At 50.6% G+C, this 15,952-nt stretch carries 14 protein-coding genes; 13 read left to right on the top strand and 1 reads right to left on the bottom strand.

Going from position 1 to position 15,952, the window contains the following annotated elements; translation table 11 throughout:
- Nucleotides 1-148: 148 nt before the first annotated feature.
- From LI091_RS03360 to LI091_RS03305, 12 genes are all read left to right on the top strand, one after another.
- The gene (locus LI091_RS03360) at nt 149-1,489 is read left to right on the top strand and encodes an MATE family efflux transporter (RefSeq protein WP_265190798.1); all 1,341 of its coding nucleotides are present in this window, start codon (nt 149-151) and stop codon (nt 1,487-1,489) included.
- Nucleotides 1,490-1,508: 19 nt separating this feature from the next.
- On the top strand, nt 1,509-2,738 hold the full coding sequence (cbiD, locus tag LI091_RS03355; protein WP_265190797.1) for a cobalt-precorrin-5B (C(1))-methyltransferase CbiD: 1,230 nt from the start codon (nt 1,509-1,511) through the stop codon (nt 2,736-2,738).
- A 94-nt stretch (nt 2,739-2,832) separates the two neighbouring features.
- Complete coding sequence (cobI, locus tag LI091_RS03350) at nt 2,833-3,534, top strand: precorrin-2 C(20)-methyltransferase (RefSeq protein WP_015524809.1); 702 nt, start codon at nt 2,833-2,835, stop codon at nt 3,532-3,534.
- Nucleotides 3,535-3,537: 3 nt separating this feature from the next.
- Nucleotides 3,538-4,296, top strand: a complete 759-nt coding sequence (gene cobM / locus LI091_RS03345; protein WP_265190796.1) for a precorrin-4 C(11)-methyltransferase — start codon at nt 3,538-3,540, stop codon at nt 4,294-4,296.
- A gap of 3 nt (nt 4,297-4,299) precedes the next feature.
- Nucleotides 4,300-5,388 carry a cobalt-precorrin 5A hydrolase gene (locus tag LI091_RS03340; RefSeq protein WP_265190795.1) on the top strand — a complete coding sequence of 363 codons (1,089 nt, stop codon included), beginning with the start codon at nt 4,300-4,302 and terminating at the stop codon, nt 5,386-5,388.
- Complete coding sequence (cobJ, locus tag LI091_RS03335; RefSeq protein WP_021650567.1) at nt 5,381-6,112, top strand: precorrin-3B C(17)-methyltransferase; 732 nt, start codon at nt 5,381-5,383, stop codon at nt 6,110-6,112. Before LI091_RS03340 ends, cobJ begins: the two co-directional genes overlap by 8 nt.
- Nucleotides 6,105-8,078, top strand: coding sequence for a precorrin-6A reductase (gene cobK, locus LI091_RS03330; protein ID WP_265190794.1), 1,974 nt, complete (start codon nt 6,105-6,107; stop codon nt 8,076-8,078). Before cobJ ends, cobK begins: the two co-directional genes overlap by 8 nt.
- A complete protein-coding gene (locus tag LI091_RS03325; RefSeq protein ID WP_265190793.1) occupies nt 8,079-9,482 on the top strand; it encodes a cobyrinate a,c-diamide synthase in 1,404 nt (467 codons plus the stop codon).
- On the top strand, nt 9,469-10,446 hold the full coding sequence (gene cbiB / locus LI091_RS03320) for an adenosylcobinamide-phosphate synthase CbiB (protein WP_015524814.1): 978 nt from the start codon (nt 9,469-9,471) through the stop codon (nt 10,444-10,446). Before LI091_RS03325 ends, cbiB begins: the two co-directional genes overlap by 14 nt.
- Before the next feature lie 27 nt (nt 10,447-10,473).
- Complete coding sequence (gene cobD, locus LI091_RS03315; RefSeq protein ID WP_110102259.1) at nt 10,474-11,526, top strand: threonine-phosphate decarboxylase CobD; 1,053 nt, start codon at nt 10,474-10,476, stop codon at nt 11,524-11,526.
- Nucleotides 11,511-13,031, top strand: a complete 1,521-nt coding sequence (locus tag LI091_RS03310) for a cobyric acid synthase (RefSeq protein ID WP_021650563.1) — start codon at nt 11,511-11,513, stop codon at nt 13,029-13,031. Before cobD ends, LI091_RS03310 begins: the two co-directional genes overlap by 16 nt.
- Nucleotides 13,032-13,033: 2 nt before the next feature.
- Nucleotides 13,034-13,675, top strand: a complete 642-nt coding sequence (locus LI091_RS03305; RefSeq protein ID WP_015524817.1) for a precorrin-8X methylmutase — start codon at nt 13,034-13,036, stop codon at nt 13,673-13,675.
- Here LI091_RS03305 and pdxR read toward each other — a convergent pair.
- The gene (gene pdxR, locus LI091_RS03300; protein ID WP_022426793.1) at nt 13,672-14,988 is read right to left on the bottom strand and encodes a MocR-like pyridoxine biosynthesis transcription factor PdxR; all 1,317 of its coding nucleotides are present in this window, start codon (nt 14,986-14,988) and stop codon (nt 13,672-13,674) included. The genes LI091_RS03305 and pdxR overlap by 4 nt on opposite strands.
- A 92-nt stretch (nt 14,989-15,080) precedes the next feature.
- On the opposite strand from pdxR, the gene LI091_RS03295 reads away from it, so the two are divergent.
- Nucleotides 15,081-15,947 carry a pyridoxamine kinase gene (locus LI091_RS03295; RefSeq protein WP_265190792.1) on the top strand — a complete coding sequence of 289 codons (867 nt, stop codon included), beginning with the start codon at nt 15,081-15,083 and terminating at the stop codon, nt 15,945-15,947.
- The last annotated feature ends 5 nt before the right edge of the window (nt 15,948-15,952 follow it).

The following is a 15,952-nucleotide window of genomic DNA, read 5'->3' as shown; positions in this document are numbered from 1 at the left end:
CATTTTGCAGTTTGTACAAAAAACACAGAAAATATATTGGAAAAAGAGCGGGAAAAGGGTATAATGTCAGAGAAAGTGTGATTGATAAAATACAGACGTTTTTTTCTGCTTTGTCAGGTCATAAATAAGTGAGGCGGGGGATGTAACAATGGAACAGCAGCATATGTTTACCAACCGGATGATCCGTAATCTTCTGGTGCCGGTAGTGCTGGAACAGATTTTGAATTCGATAATGGGAACCGCAGATACCATGATGGTCAGCAATGTGGGATCTGCGGCTCTTTCGGCGGTATCGCTGGTGGATTCCATCAATGTGCTTCTGATCCAGGCTTTTTCGGCGCTGGCAGCGGGAGGCGCCATTGTCTGCGCCCAGTATATCGGACAGAGGAATTATGAGAAGGCGAATATGTCTGCCAGGCAGGTGCTTTTTATCATCACAGCGATCTCTGTAGTGGTGTCTGCAGTCTGTCTGATCTTTCAGAAGCCGCTTTTGAGGCTGATCTTCGGTGCAGTGGATGCGGATGTTATGCGTGCATCGGAAACCTATTTCTTTTTCACGGCACTGTCATTCCCCTTTATTGCGGCTTATGATTCTGCGGCTTCGATCTTTCGTGCCCAGGAGAATACCAAGGGGCCTATGGCCATCTCCATGATCTCCAATATCATGAACATTGGCGGAAACGCGGTTCTGATCTGGGTTTTCCATCTTGGTGTTGCAGGAGCGGCGATCTCCACACTGGTTTCCCGTATTTTCTGTGCAGTGGTTGTTCTCTGGCAGCTGCGTAAGGATCGTCAGCCTGTCATTGTGAAAGATTACCTGAAGATCCGTCCGGACTGGAGCATGATCGGACGTATCCTGGGACTTGGGATCCCTTCGGGAATTGAGAACAGTATGTTTCAGCTTGGAAAGCTTGCCATCCAGTCTACGGTTTCCACACTGGGAACAGCAGCCATCGCAGCGCAGGCAATGACCAATATCCTTGAGAACCTGAATGGTATCGCGGCCATCGGAGTAGGTGTGGGCCTGATGACCATCGTAGGCCAGTGTCTTGGTGCCGGCCGCAAGGATGAGGCGGTCTATTACATAAAAAAACTCTGCGTCATTGCAGAGGCAGTTATTATCGTAAGCTGTCTGATCGTGTATATTTTGGTCAGACCGGTGACGATCCTTGGCGGAATGGAGAGTACCAGTGCGGAAATGTGCATCCACATGATCACATGGATCACCATCGTAAAGCCTGTGGTATGGACAATGGCGTTCGTGCCGGGGTATGGTCTTCGTGCAGCCGGTGACGTGAAGTTTTCCATGATCACCTCCTGCTGTACCATGTGGGCGTGCAGGTTCTGTCTCTGTGTTTTCCTGATCCGTGTCCTGGGCTTCGGGCCTATGGGTGTCTGGATCGGAATGTTTGCAGACTGGACTGTCCGTGGGATCATTTTTACCTGGCGTTTCCACAGCCGCAAATGGCTGGAGCACAAGGTAATCTGAAAAGGAGGGCATCGTATATATGAAGAATGGACTGGAAGACCAGTATGTCATAAAAAACAACAAGCGCCTCCGTTATGGCTACACAACAGGCTCCTGTGCAGCCGGGGCAGCCAGGGGTGCAGTCCGGATGCTGCTTTCGGGAGAGACTCTTTCCGAGGTAGAGCTTGATACCCCAAAGGGGATCACCCTCACATTACAGCTTCACGATATTACCCGGGGCGAAACCTATGTCTCCTGTGCGGTACAGAAGGATGCAGGGGATGATCCGGATACCACCAACGGGATCCTGGTCTATGTAAAAGCGGAGAAGTTTTCTATCTCAGCGGCAGAACAGGCCGGGCAGCAGCAGAAAGCAGAGAAATCCCGGCCTCAGATCATCCTGGACGGTGGGATCGGTGTGGGGCGTGTCACCAAGCCGGGACTTTCCCAGAACGTGGGCGAGGCGGCGATCAATCCGGTTCCCAGAGCCATGATCCTGCGGGAAGCCGAAGAGGCGGCCCAGGAATATGACTACGAGGGCGGTCTGAAGCTTACCGTATCCGTCCCTCAGGGGGAGGAGATTGCGAAGAAAACCTTTAATCCCCGTCTTGGCATTCTTGGCGGGATCTCCATACTTGGAACCAGCGGGATCGTAGAGCCCATGAGTGAGAAGGCTCTGATCGAAAGCATCCATGTGGAGATGAAGCAGCATTTCTGCCAGGGAGAAGATTTTATCCTGGTGACACCGGGGAATTACGGTGCGGATTATCTCAGGGAGCATATGTCCATTCCCTTTGAGAACAATATCAAGTGCAGCAATTATGTAGGAGAGACCATTGACATGGCCATTGATATGGGCGTAAAGGGCATTCTTTTTGTGGCTCATATCGGTAAGTTTGTAAAGGTTGCCGCCGGGATCATGAATACCCATTCCCACTGTGCTGATGGAAGGATGGAGGTTCTCTGTGCAAGTGCCATCCGTGCAGGGGGCTCTCTGGAATGTGCCAGAGAGATCCTGGAGGCGGGGACTACGGATGAGGCGCTGGCTGTTCTTGACAGCTATGGTATCCTAAAAGAGACTATGGCTGTGGTCATGGAGAAGATTCAGTTTTATCTGGACCACAGATCCTATGAGCAGATCCTTCTGGGTGCTGTGGTGTTTTCCAATGTATACGGACTGCTGGGGCAGACCCGGGATGCAGAGGAGCTGATCCATAAGATACAGGAGCAGGCAGTCGGGGTGGATGATATTTCATGCGTGAAACCCTGATCCGGATGGAGATTTTTGATCCGGGGACAAAATTTGATATAAATAACAGACAGGTTTTATCCTGTCTGGAAAATATAGTTAGGAGGAAAGAAATATGGCAGGTAAATTATATGGTGTAGGTGTAGGACCGGGAGATCCGGAGCTTCTTACCTTAAAAGCACTTCGTCTTGTAAAGGAGGCAGAGGTGATCGCACTTCCGGGACAGGTTCCGGAGGATACGGTAGCGTTTAAGATCGTGGAGGGGGCTTATCCGGAGCTTGGAAAGAAGGAGCTTCTTGCAGTTCCTTTTCCAATGTCCAAGGATCCTGAGGTGCTGAAGAGCTATCACGATGCAGGAGCAGATAAAGTCAAGGCTGTCCTGGACCAGGGGAAAGATGTGGTATTTCTCACACTGGGAGATCCTACCGTGTATTCCACATATCTCTATATCCATCACAGACTTGTGGCTCAGGGCTATGAGACGGAGATCGTCTGTGGCATCACATCCTTCTGTGCAGTTTCCGCCCGTCTGAACACCGGACTTGTGGAGAAGGCAGAGCCTCTTCATGTGATCCCGGCTTCCTATCAGATCGAGGATGCGCTGAAGCTTTCCGGTACCAAGGTCCTTATGAAGGCCGGAAAGAAGATGAAGGATGTGAAGGCGGAGCTGCTTTCCCAGGGGGCAGAGGCCATGATGATCGAAAACTGCGGAATGCCGGATGAAAAGATCTACCGGACCGTGGAGGAGATCCCTGAGGATGCAGGATATTATTCCCTGATCATTATCAAAGAAAACAAAGACAGAAGAGAGGAATAGATTATGGTACATTTTGTAGGAGCAGGTCCGGGAGCATCGGATCTTATTACAGTAAGAGGTAAACAGTATCTGGAAGAGGCAGATGTGATCATCTATGCGGGATCTCTTGTAAATCCCCAGCTTCTGGAGTATTCCAAGGATGTGTGCACCATCCATAACAGTGCAAAGATGACCCTTGAGGAAGTGATCTCTGTTATGGAGAGAGCAGAGGCTGAAGGTAAGATGACCGTTCGTCTCCACACCGGCGATCCATGTATCTATGGTGCGATCCGTGAGCAGATGGATATCCTGGATGAAAAGGGAATCCCCTATGATTCCTGCCCGGGTGTCAGTGCCTTCTGCGGAGCTGCATCTGCACTGAACCTGGAGTATACACTTCCGGATATTTCCCAGAGTGTGATCATTACAAGAATGGAAGGAAGGACACCAGTGCCGGAAAAAGAGAGCATTCAGTCCTTTGCCGCTCATAATGCGACTATGGTCATTTTCCTCAGTACAGGTATGCTGGAGGAGTTGAGCCGCAGACTGGTGGAGGGCGGATACCGTGAGGATACACCGGCTGCCATCGTCTACAAGGCAACCTGGCCCGATGAGAGGAAGTTTATCTGTACAGTGGGTACTCTGGCGCAGACAGCAAAAGAGAACAAGATCACAAAAACAGCGCTTATGCTGGTAGGTGATGCGGTCAATGCTGCAAGCTATGACAGATCCAAGCTGTATGATCCGGGCTTTACCACAGAGTTCCGTGAGGCTACGAAATAAAATATGAACATTTCCATCATTTGCTTCAGTATGACAGGGCTGGAGACAGGGGAAAGGCTTCAGAGGGCTCTGGAAAAAGAGGGTGAGAGTGTCACCCTTGCAAAAAAGAGCCGGTACCTTCCGGATCCGATCTCTGTTTCCACCTCCCAGTGGGCAGGGGAACAGTTCCGGGCAGGAAAAGAGGGTGTGATCTTTATTGGCGCCTGCGGGATCGCAGTGCGCAGTATCGCACCTTACATTGCCGGAAAAAAGACGGATCCGGCTGTGCTGGTGATCGATGAATGCGGAAAATTTGTCATTGCTCTTCTTTCCGGGCATCTGGGCGGAGCCAATGAGCTGGTTCTTCGCTGTGCCGGATATCTTAAGGCGGTGCCGGTTGTGACAACAGCCACAGATCTTCACAGCCGTTTTGCAGTGGATGTTTTTGCAAAAAAGAATGGCTGTGCTATTTTTCATATGAAGGCTGCAAAGGAGGCTTCTGCGGCCCTTCTTGCAGGAAAGAGCGTTGGCTTTTACAGTGAGTTTCCATGGGATGGAGAGCTGCCGGAGGGTCTGGTGCTTTGCGGAAAAGACGGAAGGCCCTCAGCTGCAGCGGATCCGGGGAATGGTGAGAAAGCCGGTGAGGCACCGGAAACAGGTATTGCGGTGACGATCCACAGAGGCTGCCTGCCCTTTAAAAATACAGTCCATGTGGTGCCGCCCTCTGCAGTTCTGGGAATGGGCTGCCGCAGGGGAAAGGATGCAGCCTCCATCCGGAAGGCGGCAGAGGAATGTCTGAGAGAATCGGATGTTTACAGAGAAGCGCTGAGCGCTATTGCCAGTATCGATCTGAAGAAGGAAGAGGTGGGACTTCTTTCTCTGGCAGAAGCCTGGCAGCTTCCCTTTCTGACCTTTACAGAGGAAGAGCTGAAGGCAGTGCAGGGGGAATTTACCCCGTCACAATTTGTAAAAAAGATAACAGGTGTAGAGAATGTCTGTGAGAGAAGCGCGGTTCTGGGTTGCGGACAGGGTACACTGATCAGAAAAAAAACAGGCCGGGACGGTGTGACCACCGCCCTTGCAGCCGGAAATCGGAGGATACGTTTTGAGTAAGATTTATGTTGTAGGAATTGGCCCGGGTGCGTATGACCAGATGACTGGAAGAGCGATCCGTGCATTAAATGAAAGTGATGTGATCATCGGTTACACGGTGTATGTGGATCTTGTAAAGGAGTATTTTGCAGGCAAAGAGTTCATGACCACACCGATGAAAAAAGAGGTAGACCGCTGTGTACTTGCTTTTGACGAGGCAAAAAAAGGAAAAACCGTTTCCATGATCTGCAGTGGTGACGCCGGTGTCTATGGCATGGCAGGTCTGATGTATGAGGTGGGAGAAAACTATCCGGATGTGGAGCTGACCATTATCCCGGGTGTGACAGCAGCCACAGGCGGCGCCGCAGTGCTGGGGGCACCGCTGATCCATGACTTCTGCCTGATCAGCTTAAGTGATCTTCTGACTCCGTGGGAGAAGATCGAGGCAAGGCTTCTGGCAGCAGCACAGGCGGATTTTGTGGTATGCCTTTACAATCCGTCCAGCAGAAAACGTAAGGATTATCTTCAGAAGGCCTGTGATCTGATGATGAAATACAAGTCTCCGGATACTGTCTGCGGCACGGTTGCCCAGATCGCACGTGACGGCGAGACTGCACAGGTTATGACACTGAAGGAGCTCCGTGATACAGAAGTGGATATGTTTACTACCGTATTTGTGGGAAATTCACAGACTAAGAATGTAAACGGCAAGATGGTAACACCAAGGGGATATAAGAATGTATAAAGCCATTGTTTTTGCAGGGACCACCGAGGGCTATGCGCTCTGTGAGTTCCTTGCGGAAAATCATGTTCCGGTCTATGCCTGTGCAGCTACGGAATATGGCGGCTCCCTTCTGAAGGAAAATGAATTTCTACATGTCAGCGCCGGAAGGCTGAAAACCGAAGATATGGAGGAGCTTTTCCAAAGGGAAGCGCCGGAGATCGTTCTGGACGCCACTCATCCCTATGCAGCAGAGGTGACCAAAAATATCCGGACTGCCTGTGAGAACGGAAGCATTCGCTATCAGCGTGTCCTTCGCCCGGAGGGGGAGAAGAACAGAGAAGCCATCTATGTGGAAAGCACGGAGAAGGCGGCAGAGCTTCTTTCCGGTACAGAGGGGAACATTTTTCTTACCACAGGAAGCAAGGAGCTGTCTAAATTTACAGTGATCCCGGATTACCAGGAGAGGCTTTTTGCCCGGGTGCTGTCCATCCCTTCCGTGATCAGCTCCTGCGCGGAGCTGGGGATCGAAGGAAAGCATCTCATCGGTATGCAGGGGCCATTTTCTACAGAGATCAACGAAGCCATGCTTCGACAGTTTCAGTGCAGCTATCTGGTCACCAAGGATACTGGTCTGGCAGGCGGATTCCCGGAAAAGATGGAGGCTTGTCAGCGCTGCGGCGTCACACCTGTGATCATCGGAAGACCATTGCAGGAGGAGGGGCTGTCCCTGCCGGAAGCAAGGGTATTTCTGGCAAGGCTGTTCGGCCTTACCCTGTCACAGAGGGTTTCTCTTGTAGGCATCGGCATGGGTGCGGAAAAAACACTGACCCTGGAAGGAAAGAAGGCCTTTGATGAGGCGGAGCTTCTGATCGGTGCAAAGCGTATGACAGATGCCGTACAGAGGCCGGGGCAGATGGTTCTCCATGAGTACCGCAGTGATAAGATCGTGGAGTATATCAAGACACATCCACAGTACCGTACCGTAGCCATTGCCCTTTCCGGCGATGTGGGCTTCTACAGCGGTGCAAGGAAGCTGATGGATCTTCTGGATGGCGATGTCAAGGTGATCTGCGGGATTTCTTCCGTTGTCTATTTTATGGCGAAGATCGGTCTTTCCTGGGATGATGCCAGAATCGTCAGCGCTCATGGAAGAGACTGCAATCTGATTTCCCTGATCCGGCATAACCCCAAGGTTTTTTCCATTCTGGGAACAGAGGATGGGGTAGCTCGTCTGGCTTCTCGTCTGGTTGCGTATGGAATGGGTGATGTGACCCTTTATGTGGGCGAAAATCTTTCCTACGAAAATGAAAAGATCTTTCATGCCAGGGCGGCAGAACTTACAGAATACCGGGGAGATGCGTTAAGCGTGGTAACTGCGTGCAATGAAAAGGCAGTACCTTTGCCCGCAGTTCACGGGATCTGTGATGAGGAATTTCTTCGTGGGAAGGCGCCTATGACAAAGGAAGAGGTGCGTACGGTTTCTCTGTCCAAGCTTCGTCTTCAGGAAAATTCTGTCTGCTATGATGTGGGAGCGGGCACAGGCTCGGTTTCTGTTGAGATGGCGCTTCGTGCCTGGAAGGGGCAGGTCTATGCTATCGAGAAAAAGGAAGATGCCCTTGCTCTTCTGAAGGAGAACAGGCGGAAATTTGCCACAGACAATCTGGAGATCGTGCCAGGTACTGCACCGGAAGCGATGGTGGAACTGCCTATTCCGACACATGCCTTTATCGGCGGGTCTTCCGGAAATATGAATGAGATCATCCGGCTTCTTCTGGACAAAAATCCGGGAGTACGGATCGTGATCAACTGCATCACGCTGGAGACTGTGACGGAAGCCATGAATGCCATACGAGATTTCAGCCTGACGGATGTGGATATCGTACAGCTGTCTGCGGCAAGATCCAAATCTATCGGAAGGTATCATATGATGATGGGTGAGAATCCGATCTATATCATTTCCTGCAGCGGAAGAGGGGAGGAGATTTAGGTGAAGATCCCGAGAATACTTCTTGCGGCAGGTGCCAGCGGAAGCGGAAAAACCCTGATCACCTGCGGGCTGCTTCAGGTGCTGGTGAACCGTGGCCTTAAGGTGGCTTCTTTTAAATGCGGCCCGGATTACATAGATCCTATGTTCCACAGCCGTGTGATCGGTACAAGATCCCGAAACCTGGATACGTTTTTTACAGATGGAGACAGAACCCGGTATCTTCTGGCAAAGAACGCATCGGACTGTGAGATCGCAGTGATGGAGGGAGTCATGGGGTATTATGACGGTGTAGGAGGGATCACCTCCAGAGCCAGCGCCTATGATCTGGCCTCCACCACAGATACACCGGTGATCCTGATCGTAAACAGCCGTGGCATGAGTGTTTCCCTGGCTGCCTATGTAAAGGGCTTTCTGGAATACAAAAAGGACAGTCATATCTGCGGCGTGATCTTTAACAAGATGTCTCCCATGCTGTATCCCAGAATGAAGAAGCTTCTGGAAGAGGAGCTTTCCGTAAAGGTGCTGGGATATGTTCCGAAGGTGGAGGACTGTGTGATCGAAAGCCGTCATCTGGGGCTGGTGCTTCCGGAGGAGATCCCGGAGCTGAAAAGCCGTCTGCAGAAGCTTTCCGAGGTACTGGAGAAAACCCTGGATATCGATGGGATCCTGGAGCTTGCAGGGGAAGCACCGGAGCTTGCGGCACCGGAGATGGAAATGCTGATACAGAAGGATACTGCCTTCGGATATCGTACAGAGGAAAAGGTGCGGATCGGTGTGGCGGATGATGAAGCCTTCTGCTTTTTCTATGCGGATAATTTAAATCTTCTGGAGCAGATGGGAGCGGAGCTGGTACGTTTTTCACCCATTCATGACAGAGAGCTTCCGGAGGATCTGGACGGGCTTCTTTTAAGCGGCGGTTACCCGGAATTAAACGGGGAGGCGCTGGAAGAAAATCAGGAAATGTGCACCCGGATCCGGGAAGTTATCCTGGATGGAATGCCTTGTCTGGCAGAATGTGGCGGATTCATGTATCTTCATCAGGAGATGGAGGATATGGAAGGAAAGCAGCGCAGAGTCTGCGGGGTGATCCCTGGAAGGGCTTACCGGACACCGAAGCTGAACCGGTTCGGCTATATCACCCTTACGGAAAAACAGGATTCCGGACTTGGTGAGATCCCGGCTCATGAATTTCATTATTTTGATTCCACAGATTGCGGAGAGGATTTTCATGCGGCAAAGCCGGCATCTAAAAGAGGATGGGATTGTATCCATGACCGGGGCAGGCTGATGGCAGGATTTCCGCATCTTTATTATTACGGAAATCCCAGGGTTCCGGCACGCTTTCTGAAGAACGCATTGGAATATAAGAAAGAACGGAGGCAGAAAAAAGATGCTGAAATATAGTCTTCCTGCACTGGTCATAGGATTTGTGCTGGATCTTCTGATCGGAGATCCCAGATGGCTTTATCATCCGATCTGCGTCATCGGCAATCTGATTGCAGTGCTGGAAAAGGTGATCCGGAAGATTTTTCCGAAAAATCACGGCGGTGAGCTGACAGGAGGCTTTCTGATCGTAGTGCTTGTCTGTCTGTTCAGCGGCGGGGTGCCGCTTCTGGTGCTTTATTATCTTTACCGGTATCTGCCGGTGGCCGGATTTGTGCTGGAGGTTTTCTGGTGCTATCAGCTTCTTGCCACCCGTTCCCTGAAGGATGAGAGTATGAAGGTTTATGACCGGCTGAAAAACGGAACTCTGGACGAGGCACGCTATGCGGTGTCCATGATCGTAGGCCGTGATACCAGAGAGCTTACGGAAACTGGCGTGACAAAGGCTGCTGTGGAAACCGTTGCGGAAAATGCATCCGACGGCGTGATCGCCCCCATGCTTTATATGGCTATCGGCGGGGTGCCGCTGATGTTTTTGTACAAGGGTATCAATACCATGGATTCCATGCTTGGATATAAAAATGACAAATATCTTTATTTCGGCCGTATTGCGGCAAAGCTGGATGATGTGGCCAATTATATCCCTGCCAGGATTTCTGGATGGCTGATGGTGGCAGGAACTGTTTTTACAGGAATGGATACAAAAAATGCGGCAAAGATCTACAAACGTGACCGGAGAAATCATGCAAGCCCCAACTCTGCTCAGACAGAGGCTGCCATGGCCGGAGCGCTGGATGTACAGCTTGCGGGAAATGCATATTATTTCGGGAAATTATATGAAAAACCCACGATCGGGGATCCGATCCGCCCGGTGGAGCCGGAAGATATCAAAAGGGCTAACCGGCTGATGTACGCGGCATCCATACTGGGTGTGGTTGTATTTGGACTGCTCAGTGCGGGGATCCGGTTCGGGTTATTAAGGTAACAATAAATACAGACAGGAGAATGACCAATGACAAAACACATACATGGAGGAGACGTATATAAACATAAAGACTGCCTGGATTTTTCGGCAAATCTGAATCCTTTGGGAACACCGGAAAGTGTGAAGCAGGCCATTATCCACAGTCTGGATCATATTGCACAGTATCCCCAGGTGGGATGCGGCGTTCTCAGGGAAAGGATCGCAGAATCGGAAGGGGTAAAAGCGGAAGAGGTAATATGCGGTAACGGAGCAGCAGAAGTGATCTTTACGCTCTGTCATGCAGTAAAGCCAAAGCGGGCTCTGATCCCGGCGCCTACTTTTGCGGAATACGGACAGGCTCTGGCCAGCACTGGCTGTGAGCTGGAATATTACATGCTGACGGAAAATGACGGTTTTGTGCTCAGTGAAGCATATCTGGATATCCTCCATAAGGGACTGGATATGGCTTTCTTATGTAACCCCAACAATCCTACCGGCATGCTGATCCCCCACAGGCTTCTGAAAAGGATCCTGGAAAAATGCAGAAAGCTGGATATCCTGCTGGTGGTAGATGAATGTTTCCTTGATTTTGTAAAGGAACCGGAAGAGTATTCTCTGAAGCGTTCTCTTTCCGGGTTCAATAATCTTTTTATCCTGAAAGCATTTACAAAAAGATATGCCATGGCCGGTGTGCGGCTGGGCTATGGCCTCTGTTCTGACAGAAAGCTGATGGAAAGGATGGAGCTCTGCGTTCAGCCATGGAATGTTTCCACCATGGCCCAGGCAGCCGGGCTCCAGGCACTTACAGAGACGGAATATGTAGAGGAGGGAAGACAGCTTGTTTTTCGGGAGGCACAGTGGCTGAAGGATGAGCTGGTCCGCATTGGGTATAAAGTATTTCCGTCGGAAGCAAATTATATTTTCTTTAAAGGACCGGAGGAGCTCTTTGACTTCTGTCTGCGCAAGCGGATCCTGATCCGTGACTGCAGCAATTATCCGGGACTTACAAAGGGGTATTATCGGATCGCGGTAAAGCGCCATGAAGAAAATGTAAAACTGATCGAAGTACTTGAGGGAGGTATATTATGGCAAAAGCAATAATGGTACAGGGAACCATGTCCAATGCCGGAAAAAGCCTGCTGGCTGCGGGACTTTGCAGGATCTTTAAGCAGGATGGATATCGTGTGGCTCCTTTTAAATCACAAAATATGGCGCTGAATTCCTTTATCACAGAGGATGGTCTTGAGATGGGACGGGCCCAGGTCATGCAGGCAGAGGCAGCCGGGATCCGGCCGTCTGTCCTGATGAATCCGATCCTTCTGAAGCCTACCAATGATGTAGGATCCCAGGTGATCGTAAACGGAGAGGTTCTTGGAACCATGAGTGCCAGGGATTATTTCAAATATAAGAAGACCCTGGTCCCGGATGTGATGAAGGCGTACAACGCTCTTGCAGCGGAAAACGATATCATTGTCATCGAAGGTGCGGGAAGTCCTGCCGAGATCAATCTCAAGGATGAGGATATTGTAAATATGGGTATGGCAAAGATGGCCAAGGCACCGGTCCTTCTTGTGGGAGATATTGACCGTGGAGGTGTTTTTGCCCAGTTGATCGGTACGGTGGAGCTTCTGGAGGACGATGAGAAGGCTATGGTAAAGGGGCTGATCATCAACAAATTCCGCGGAGATAAGACTATTCTGGACCCTGGTGTTGTCATGCTTGAGGAAAGAAGCGGGATCCCGGTGGTGGGGGTGGCGCCTTATCTGGATATCCAGGTGGAGGATGAGGACAGCCTGACGGAGCGTTTTGACCGGAAGCAGGAAGCCGGTGTCATTGATATCGCAGTGGTCCGTACACCAAGGATCTCCAACTTTACGGATTTTAATCCTTTTGAGAGCATTCCCGGAGTTTCTCTCCGCTATGTAAAACACCCGAGAGATCTTCACTCTCCGGACATGATCATCCTTCCTGGAACCAAGAACACCATGGGTGATCTGATATGGATGCGGGAAAGCGGAATGGAGGCAGCGGTTCTCAAGGAAGCCTCCAGAGGCAAGCTGATCTTTGGTGTCTGCGGTGGCTATCAGATGCTGGGCGAGACCTTAAGCGATCCTCATGGCGTTGAAAATGGCGGTTCCATGAAAGGAATGGGACTTCTTCCCATGGAAACGGTATTTGCCGAAAAGAAAACCAGGACCAGGGTGCAGGGGCATTTCGGTCAGCTGTCCGGTGTGTTTGCTCCTCTTTCCGGTGCGGAGATCGAGGGCTATGAGATCCATATGGGCGAAAGCATCCTGAAGGACAATGCAGGAACAGCCACGAAGATCACAGACAGCGTCAGCGGTAAGAAAAAAGAAGAGGGTGCTTTTGCGGGAAATGTGTGCGGAACCTATATCCACGGCGTTTTCGATAAGGAAGCATCTGCAGAGGCGATCATCCGCGTGATCGGCGAGAAAAAAGGTATTGATGTGGAAAATATGACAGGCGTGGATTTTGCGGCATTTAAGGAACAGCAGTATGATATCCTGGCTGCAGAGCTGCGGAAGCATCTGGATATGAAAAAAATCTATGAGATACTGGAAAACGGGATTACGGAGGAAGAATAGAAATGAAAGTTGAGCTTGAAAATGTAAAACCCATGGAGATCGAAAAAAGAAGCTTTGAGATCATCACAGAAGAGCTGGGGGATACTCCCCTGATTCCGGGAACAGAGCTGATCGTAAAACGCTGCATCCACACAAGCGCAGATTTTGATTATGCAAAAAATCTCTGCTTCTCGGAGGGGGCAGTGGAGATGGCCATGGACGCCATCCGCAATGGCGCCTGCATCGTCACAGATACCCAGATGGCAAAGGCTGGGATCAACAAGCGTGCACTTGCCCGCTACGGCGGTGAGGCTTACTGCTTCATGTCCGATGAGGATGTGGCAGCCCTTGCAAAAAAGAACGGGACTACCAGAGCCACAGCCAGCATGGACAAGGCAGCAGAGATGGATAAAAAGCTGATCTTTGCCATTGGAAACGCACCTACCGCACTGGTACGTCTTTATGAGCTTATTGAGAACGGAAAGCTTTCTCCTGAGCTGATCATCGGTGTGCCGGTAGGCTTTGTGAATGTTGTGCAGTCCAAGGAGCTGATCATGCACGCAGATGTGCCTTATATTGTGGCAAAGGGACGCAAGGGTGGAAGCAACATCGCTGCGTGCATTGTAAATGCCCTGCTCTACATGATCGATAACCGGAGAGATTAGGAGCCGGTAACCTCCTTCAGAAGCTGACAGGCAGGCAGAAAATCCTTGGATGGAATGGAGGAGCAGGAGAGGACCAAGGTGACCTCGGCTCCGTTTTCTCTGAGAACCTCCAGTCCCAGACCATGGTTCCGGGCTCTGTCTGTCAGTTCACTGCCTGTGAGAGAACAGGGGAGAGTAAGGGCAAGGCTGGTTCCTGCGGCTCCTGTTTGGATCTGGCAGTCCTGGCCGAAGGTTTCCCTGACAGCCTGGGAAAGAGCCTTCAGCTTCTGGGAATAAAGGCGGCGGAGCTTTCTTGTCTGGGAAGCCAGATGCCCGTCGCGGATAAACTGGCAGAGTGCGATCTGTTCTGCCTTGGAAGCAGTCTGATTATAAAAGGCTGCTTTTTTTGTATATTTTTCCCGGAGAGAGCGTGGCAGTACCATGAAGCTGACACGGATGGAGGGCAGCAGCAGCCTGGAAAAGGAACCGATATAGACAACGTTTTCACCACCTGCAAGACCGAAAAGTGAAGGCGTCGGCTTCTGGAAATAAACAAATTCGTTTTCGAAATCATCCTCAATGATCAGATGGTCATTGATCTCTGCATGACGGATCAGCTCCAGGCGTCGTTTTACCGGCATGATCTCGCCCCATTTCGTCATGTGAGCAGGAGAAACATAGATCACATCGCAGCTTTTGTCCCGGTAATGGACATCAAAGCCGTAATCCTGAAAGATGGTGCTGCATGTGGTGAAGGACGGTGTGGGGAACGAAACGGTTTTCCGTTCATGGATCAGAGGGCAGAGGATCTGGAGAAGGGGCTGGAGACCGGCCCCTACTACAATGTCATCCGGGGAGCAGATCACATTTCTGCGTTCCCGGATATAGTCTGCGAGAACCTCCCGGAAATCGCTTTCGCCCTGGGGTTCGCCATAAGAAAGCATACGGTCGCCCTGGCGGAGGGCGCTTTTGATGTAACGCTGCCACAGATCAAAACGGAAGCTTTCCCGGTCAACACCGGAAGAGGCAAAATCATAAAGGCAGGGCGTGATATCCTTATCCTGTTTTTCGGGGGTAAGCAGATGCTGCTTGGAAGCAATGCCGGTGACATAATAGCCGCTCTGTGCCCTGGCGATGATATAGCCGTCTGCTGCCAGCAGAAGATAGGCATTTTCGATGGTGGTACGGCTTAGCTTCAGCTCCTGGGCGCATTTGCGGAGGGAGGGCATTTTGCTTCCGGGAAGGAGACGGCCTTCCAGGATCAGCTTCCGATAATAGTGGTAAACCTCCAGATAAAGGTGTTCTTTTTTGTGTTCTGCAGATATATTTAACATAAGTATGATGATTTCCTTCCAAAAATGATTGCGTAAACCTGACAGTTCATTCTATAATATTACAGAAAAAAACTCAAGACTGGAGAATTACCATGAAAAAAATAGCAGTGATCAATGATCTTTCCGGGCTGGGGAAATGTTCACTGACAGCAGCGATCCCGGTGATCTCGGTGATGGGGGTCCAGGCGTGTCCACTTCCCACCGCTGTTTTAAGCAACCAGACCGGTTATGAAAGTTATTTCTGTGAGGATTTCACAGAGCATATGGAACCATATATGGAGCAGTGGAAAAAAAGAGGATTTTTCCCGGATGGGATCTATACTGGATTTCTTTCTGATGATAAGCAGGCAGACAGGATCCTGAAATTTATGGATGCGTTTGCAGGGAAGGATACTCTGATCCTTACAGATCCGGTGATGGGGGATGACGGCGCGGTTTATCCGATCTATACAGAAGAGCTCCGCAGCCGGTTCTGCGAACTGACACGTCGTTCCTATGTGATCACACCGAACCTTACGGAAGCCCTCCTTCTTCTCTACGGAAAAGAAAAAATGGAGGATATCTGGAAGGAACTGCAAAAGGCATCAGAGTCCCGGCGGATGGAAGAGATCCGGGAGATCGGGTGCGGACTTGCCCGGAAATTTTCACTTCCTGCCGTTGTGATCACCGGAGTGGATCACAGGGAGGAGGGGCAGCCTCTGAAAATGGGGAATCTTGTCCTGGAAAACGGAAACAGCTCCTGGGTATTCGCAGAGAAATCCGGCGGAAGCTATTCCGGGACAGGAGATCTTTTTGCATCCGTGCTAAGTGCAGGGCTGGTAAAAAGATATTCCATGAAAACCTGTGCAGAGCTGGCCGTGGATTTTATCTCGGCATCGATCCGGGATGCGGTGGAGGAAGGAACAGACCGTAACGATGGTGTATGCTTTGAACAGCATCTCGGCATGCTGCTTCCATAAAAACA

Origin of the sequence: Blautia sp. MSK20_18, from assembly GCF_020553125.1 — a bacterium.
Classification (GTDB): Bacteria; Bacillota; Clostridia; order Lachnospirales; family Lachnospiraceae; genus Blautia_A; species Blautia_A fusiformis.
This window is presented reverse-complemented; position numbering and strand designations above follow the sequence as displayed.

Coding starts and splice junctions, on each gene's coding strand:
- LI091_RS03305 (WP_015524817.1), top strand. CDS start 13,034: ATGAAAGTTGAGCTTGAAAATGTAAAACCCATGGAGATCGAAAAAAGA.
- LI091_RS03340 (WP_265190795.1), top strand. CDS start 4,300: ATGAACATTTCCATCATTTGCTTCAGTATGACAGGGCTGGAGACAGGG.
- cobK (WP_265190794.1), top strand. CDS start 6,105: ATGTATAAAGCCATTGTTTTTGCAGGGACCACCGAGGGCTATGCGCTC.
- LI091_RS03310 (WP_021650563.1), top strand. CDS start 11,511: ATGGCAAAAGCAATAATGGTACAGGGAACCATGTCCAATGCCGGAAAA.
- cobD (WP_110102259.1), top strand. CDS start 10,474: ATGACAAAACACATACATGGAGGAGACGTATATAAACATAAAGACTGC.
- pdxR (WP_022426793.1), bottom strand. CDS start 14,988: ATGTTAAATATATCTGCAGAACACAAAAAAGAACACCTTTATCTGGAG.
- LI091_RS03360 (WP_265190798.1), top strand. CDS start 149: ATGGAACAGCAGCATATGTTTACCAACCGGATGATCCGTAATCTTCTG.
- cbiD (WP_265190797.1), top strand. CDS start 1,509: ATGAAGAATGGACTGGAAGACCAGTATGTCATAAAAAACAACAAGCGC.
- cbiB (WP_015524814.1), top strand. CDS start 9,469: ATGCTGAAATATAGTCTTCCTGCACTGGTCATAGGATTTGTGCTGGAT.
- LI091_RS03295 (WP_265190792.1), top strand. CDS start 15,081: ATGAAAAAAATAGCAGTGATCAATGATCTTTCCGGGCTGGGGAAATGT.
- cobI (WP_015524809.1), top strand. CDS start 2,833: ATGGCAGGTAAATTATATGGTGTAGGTGTAGGACCGGGAGATCCGGAG.
- cobM (WP_265190796.1), top strand. CDS start 3,538: ATGGTACATTTTGTAGGAGCAGGTCCGGGAGCATCGGATCTTATTACA.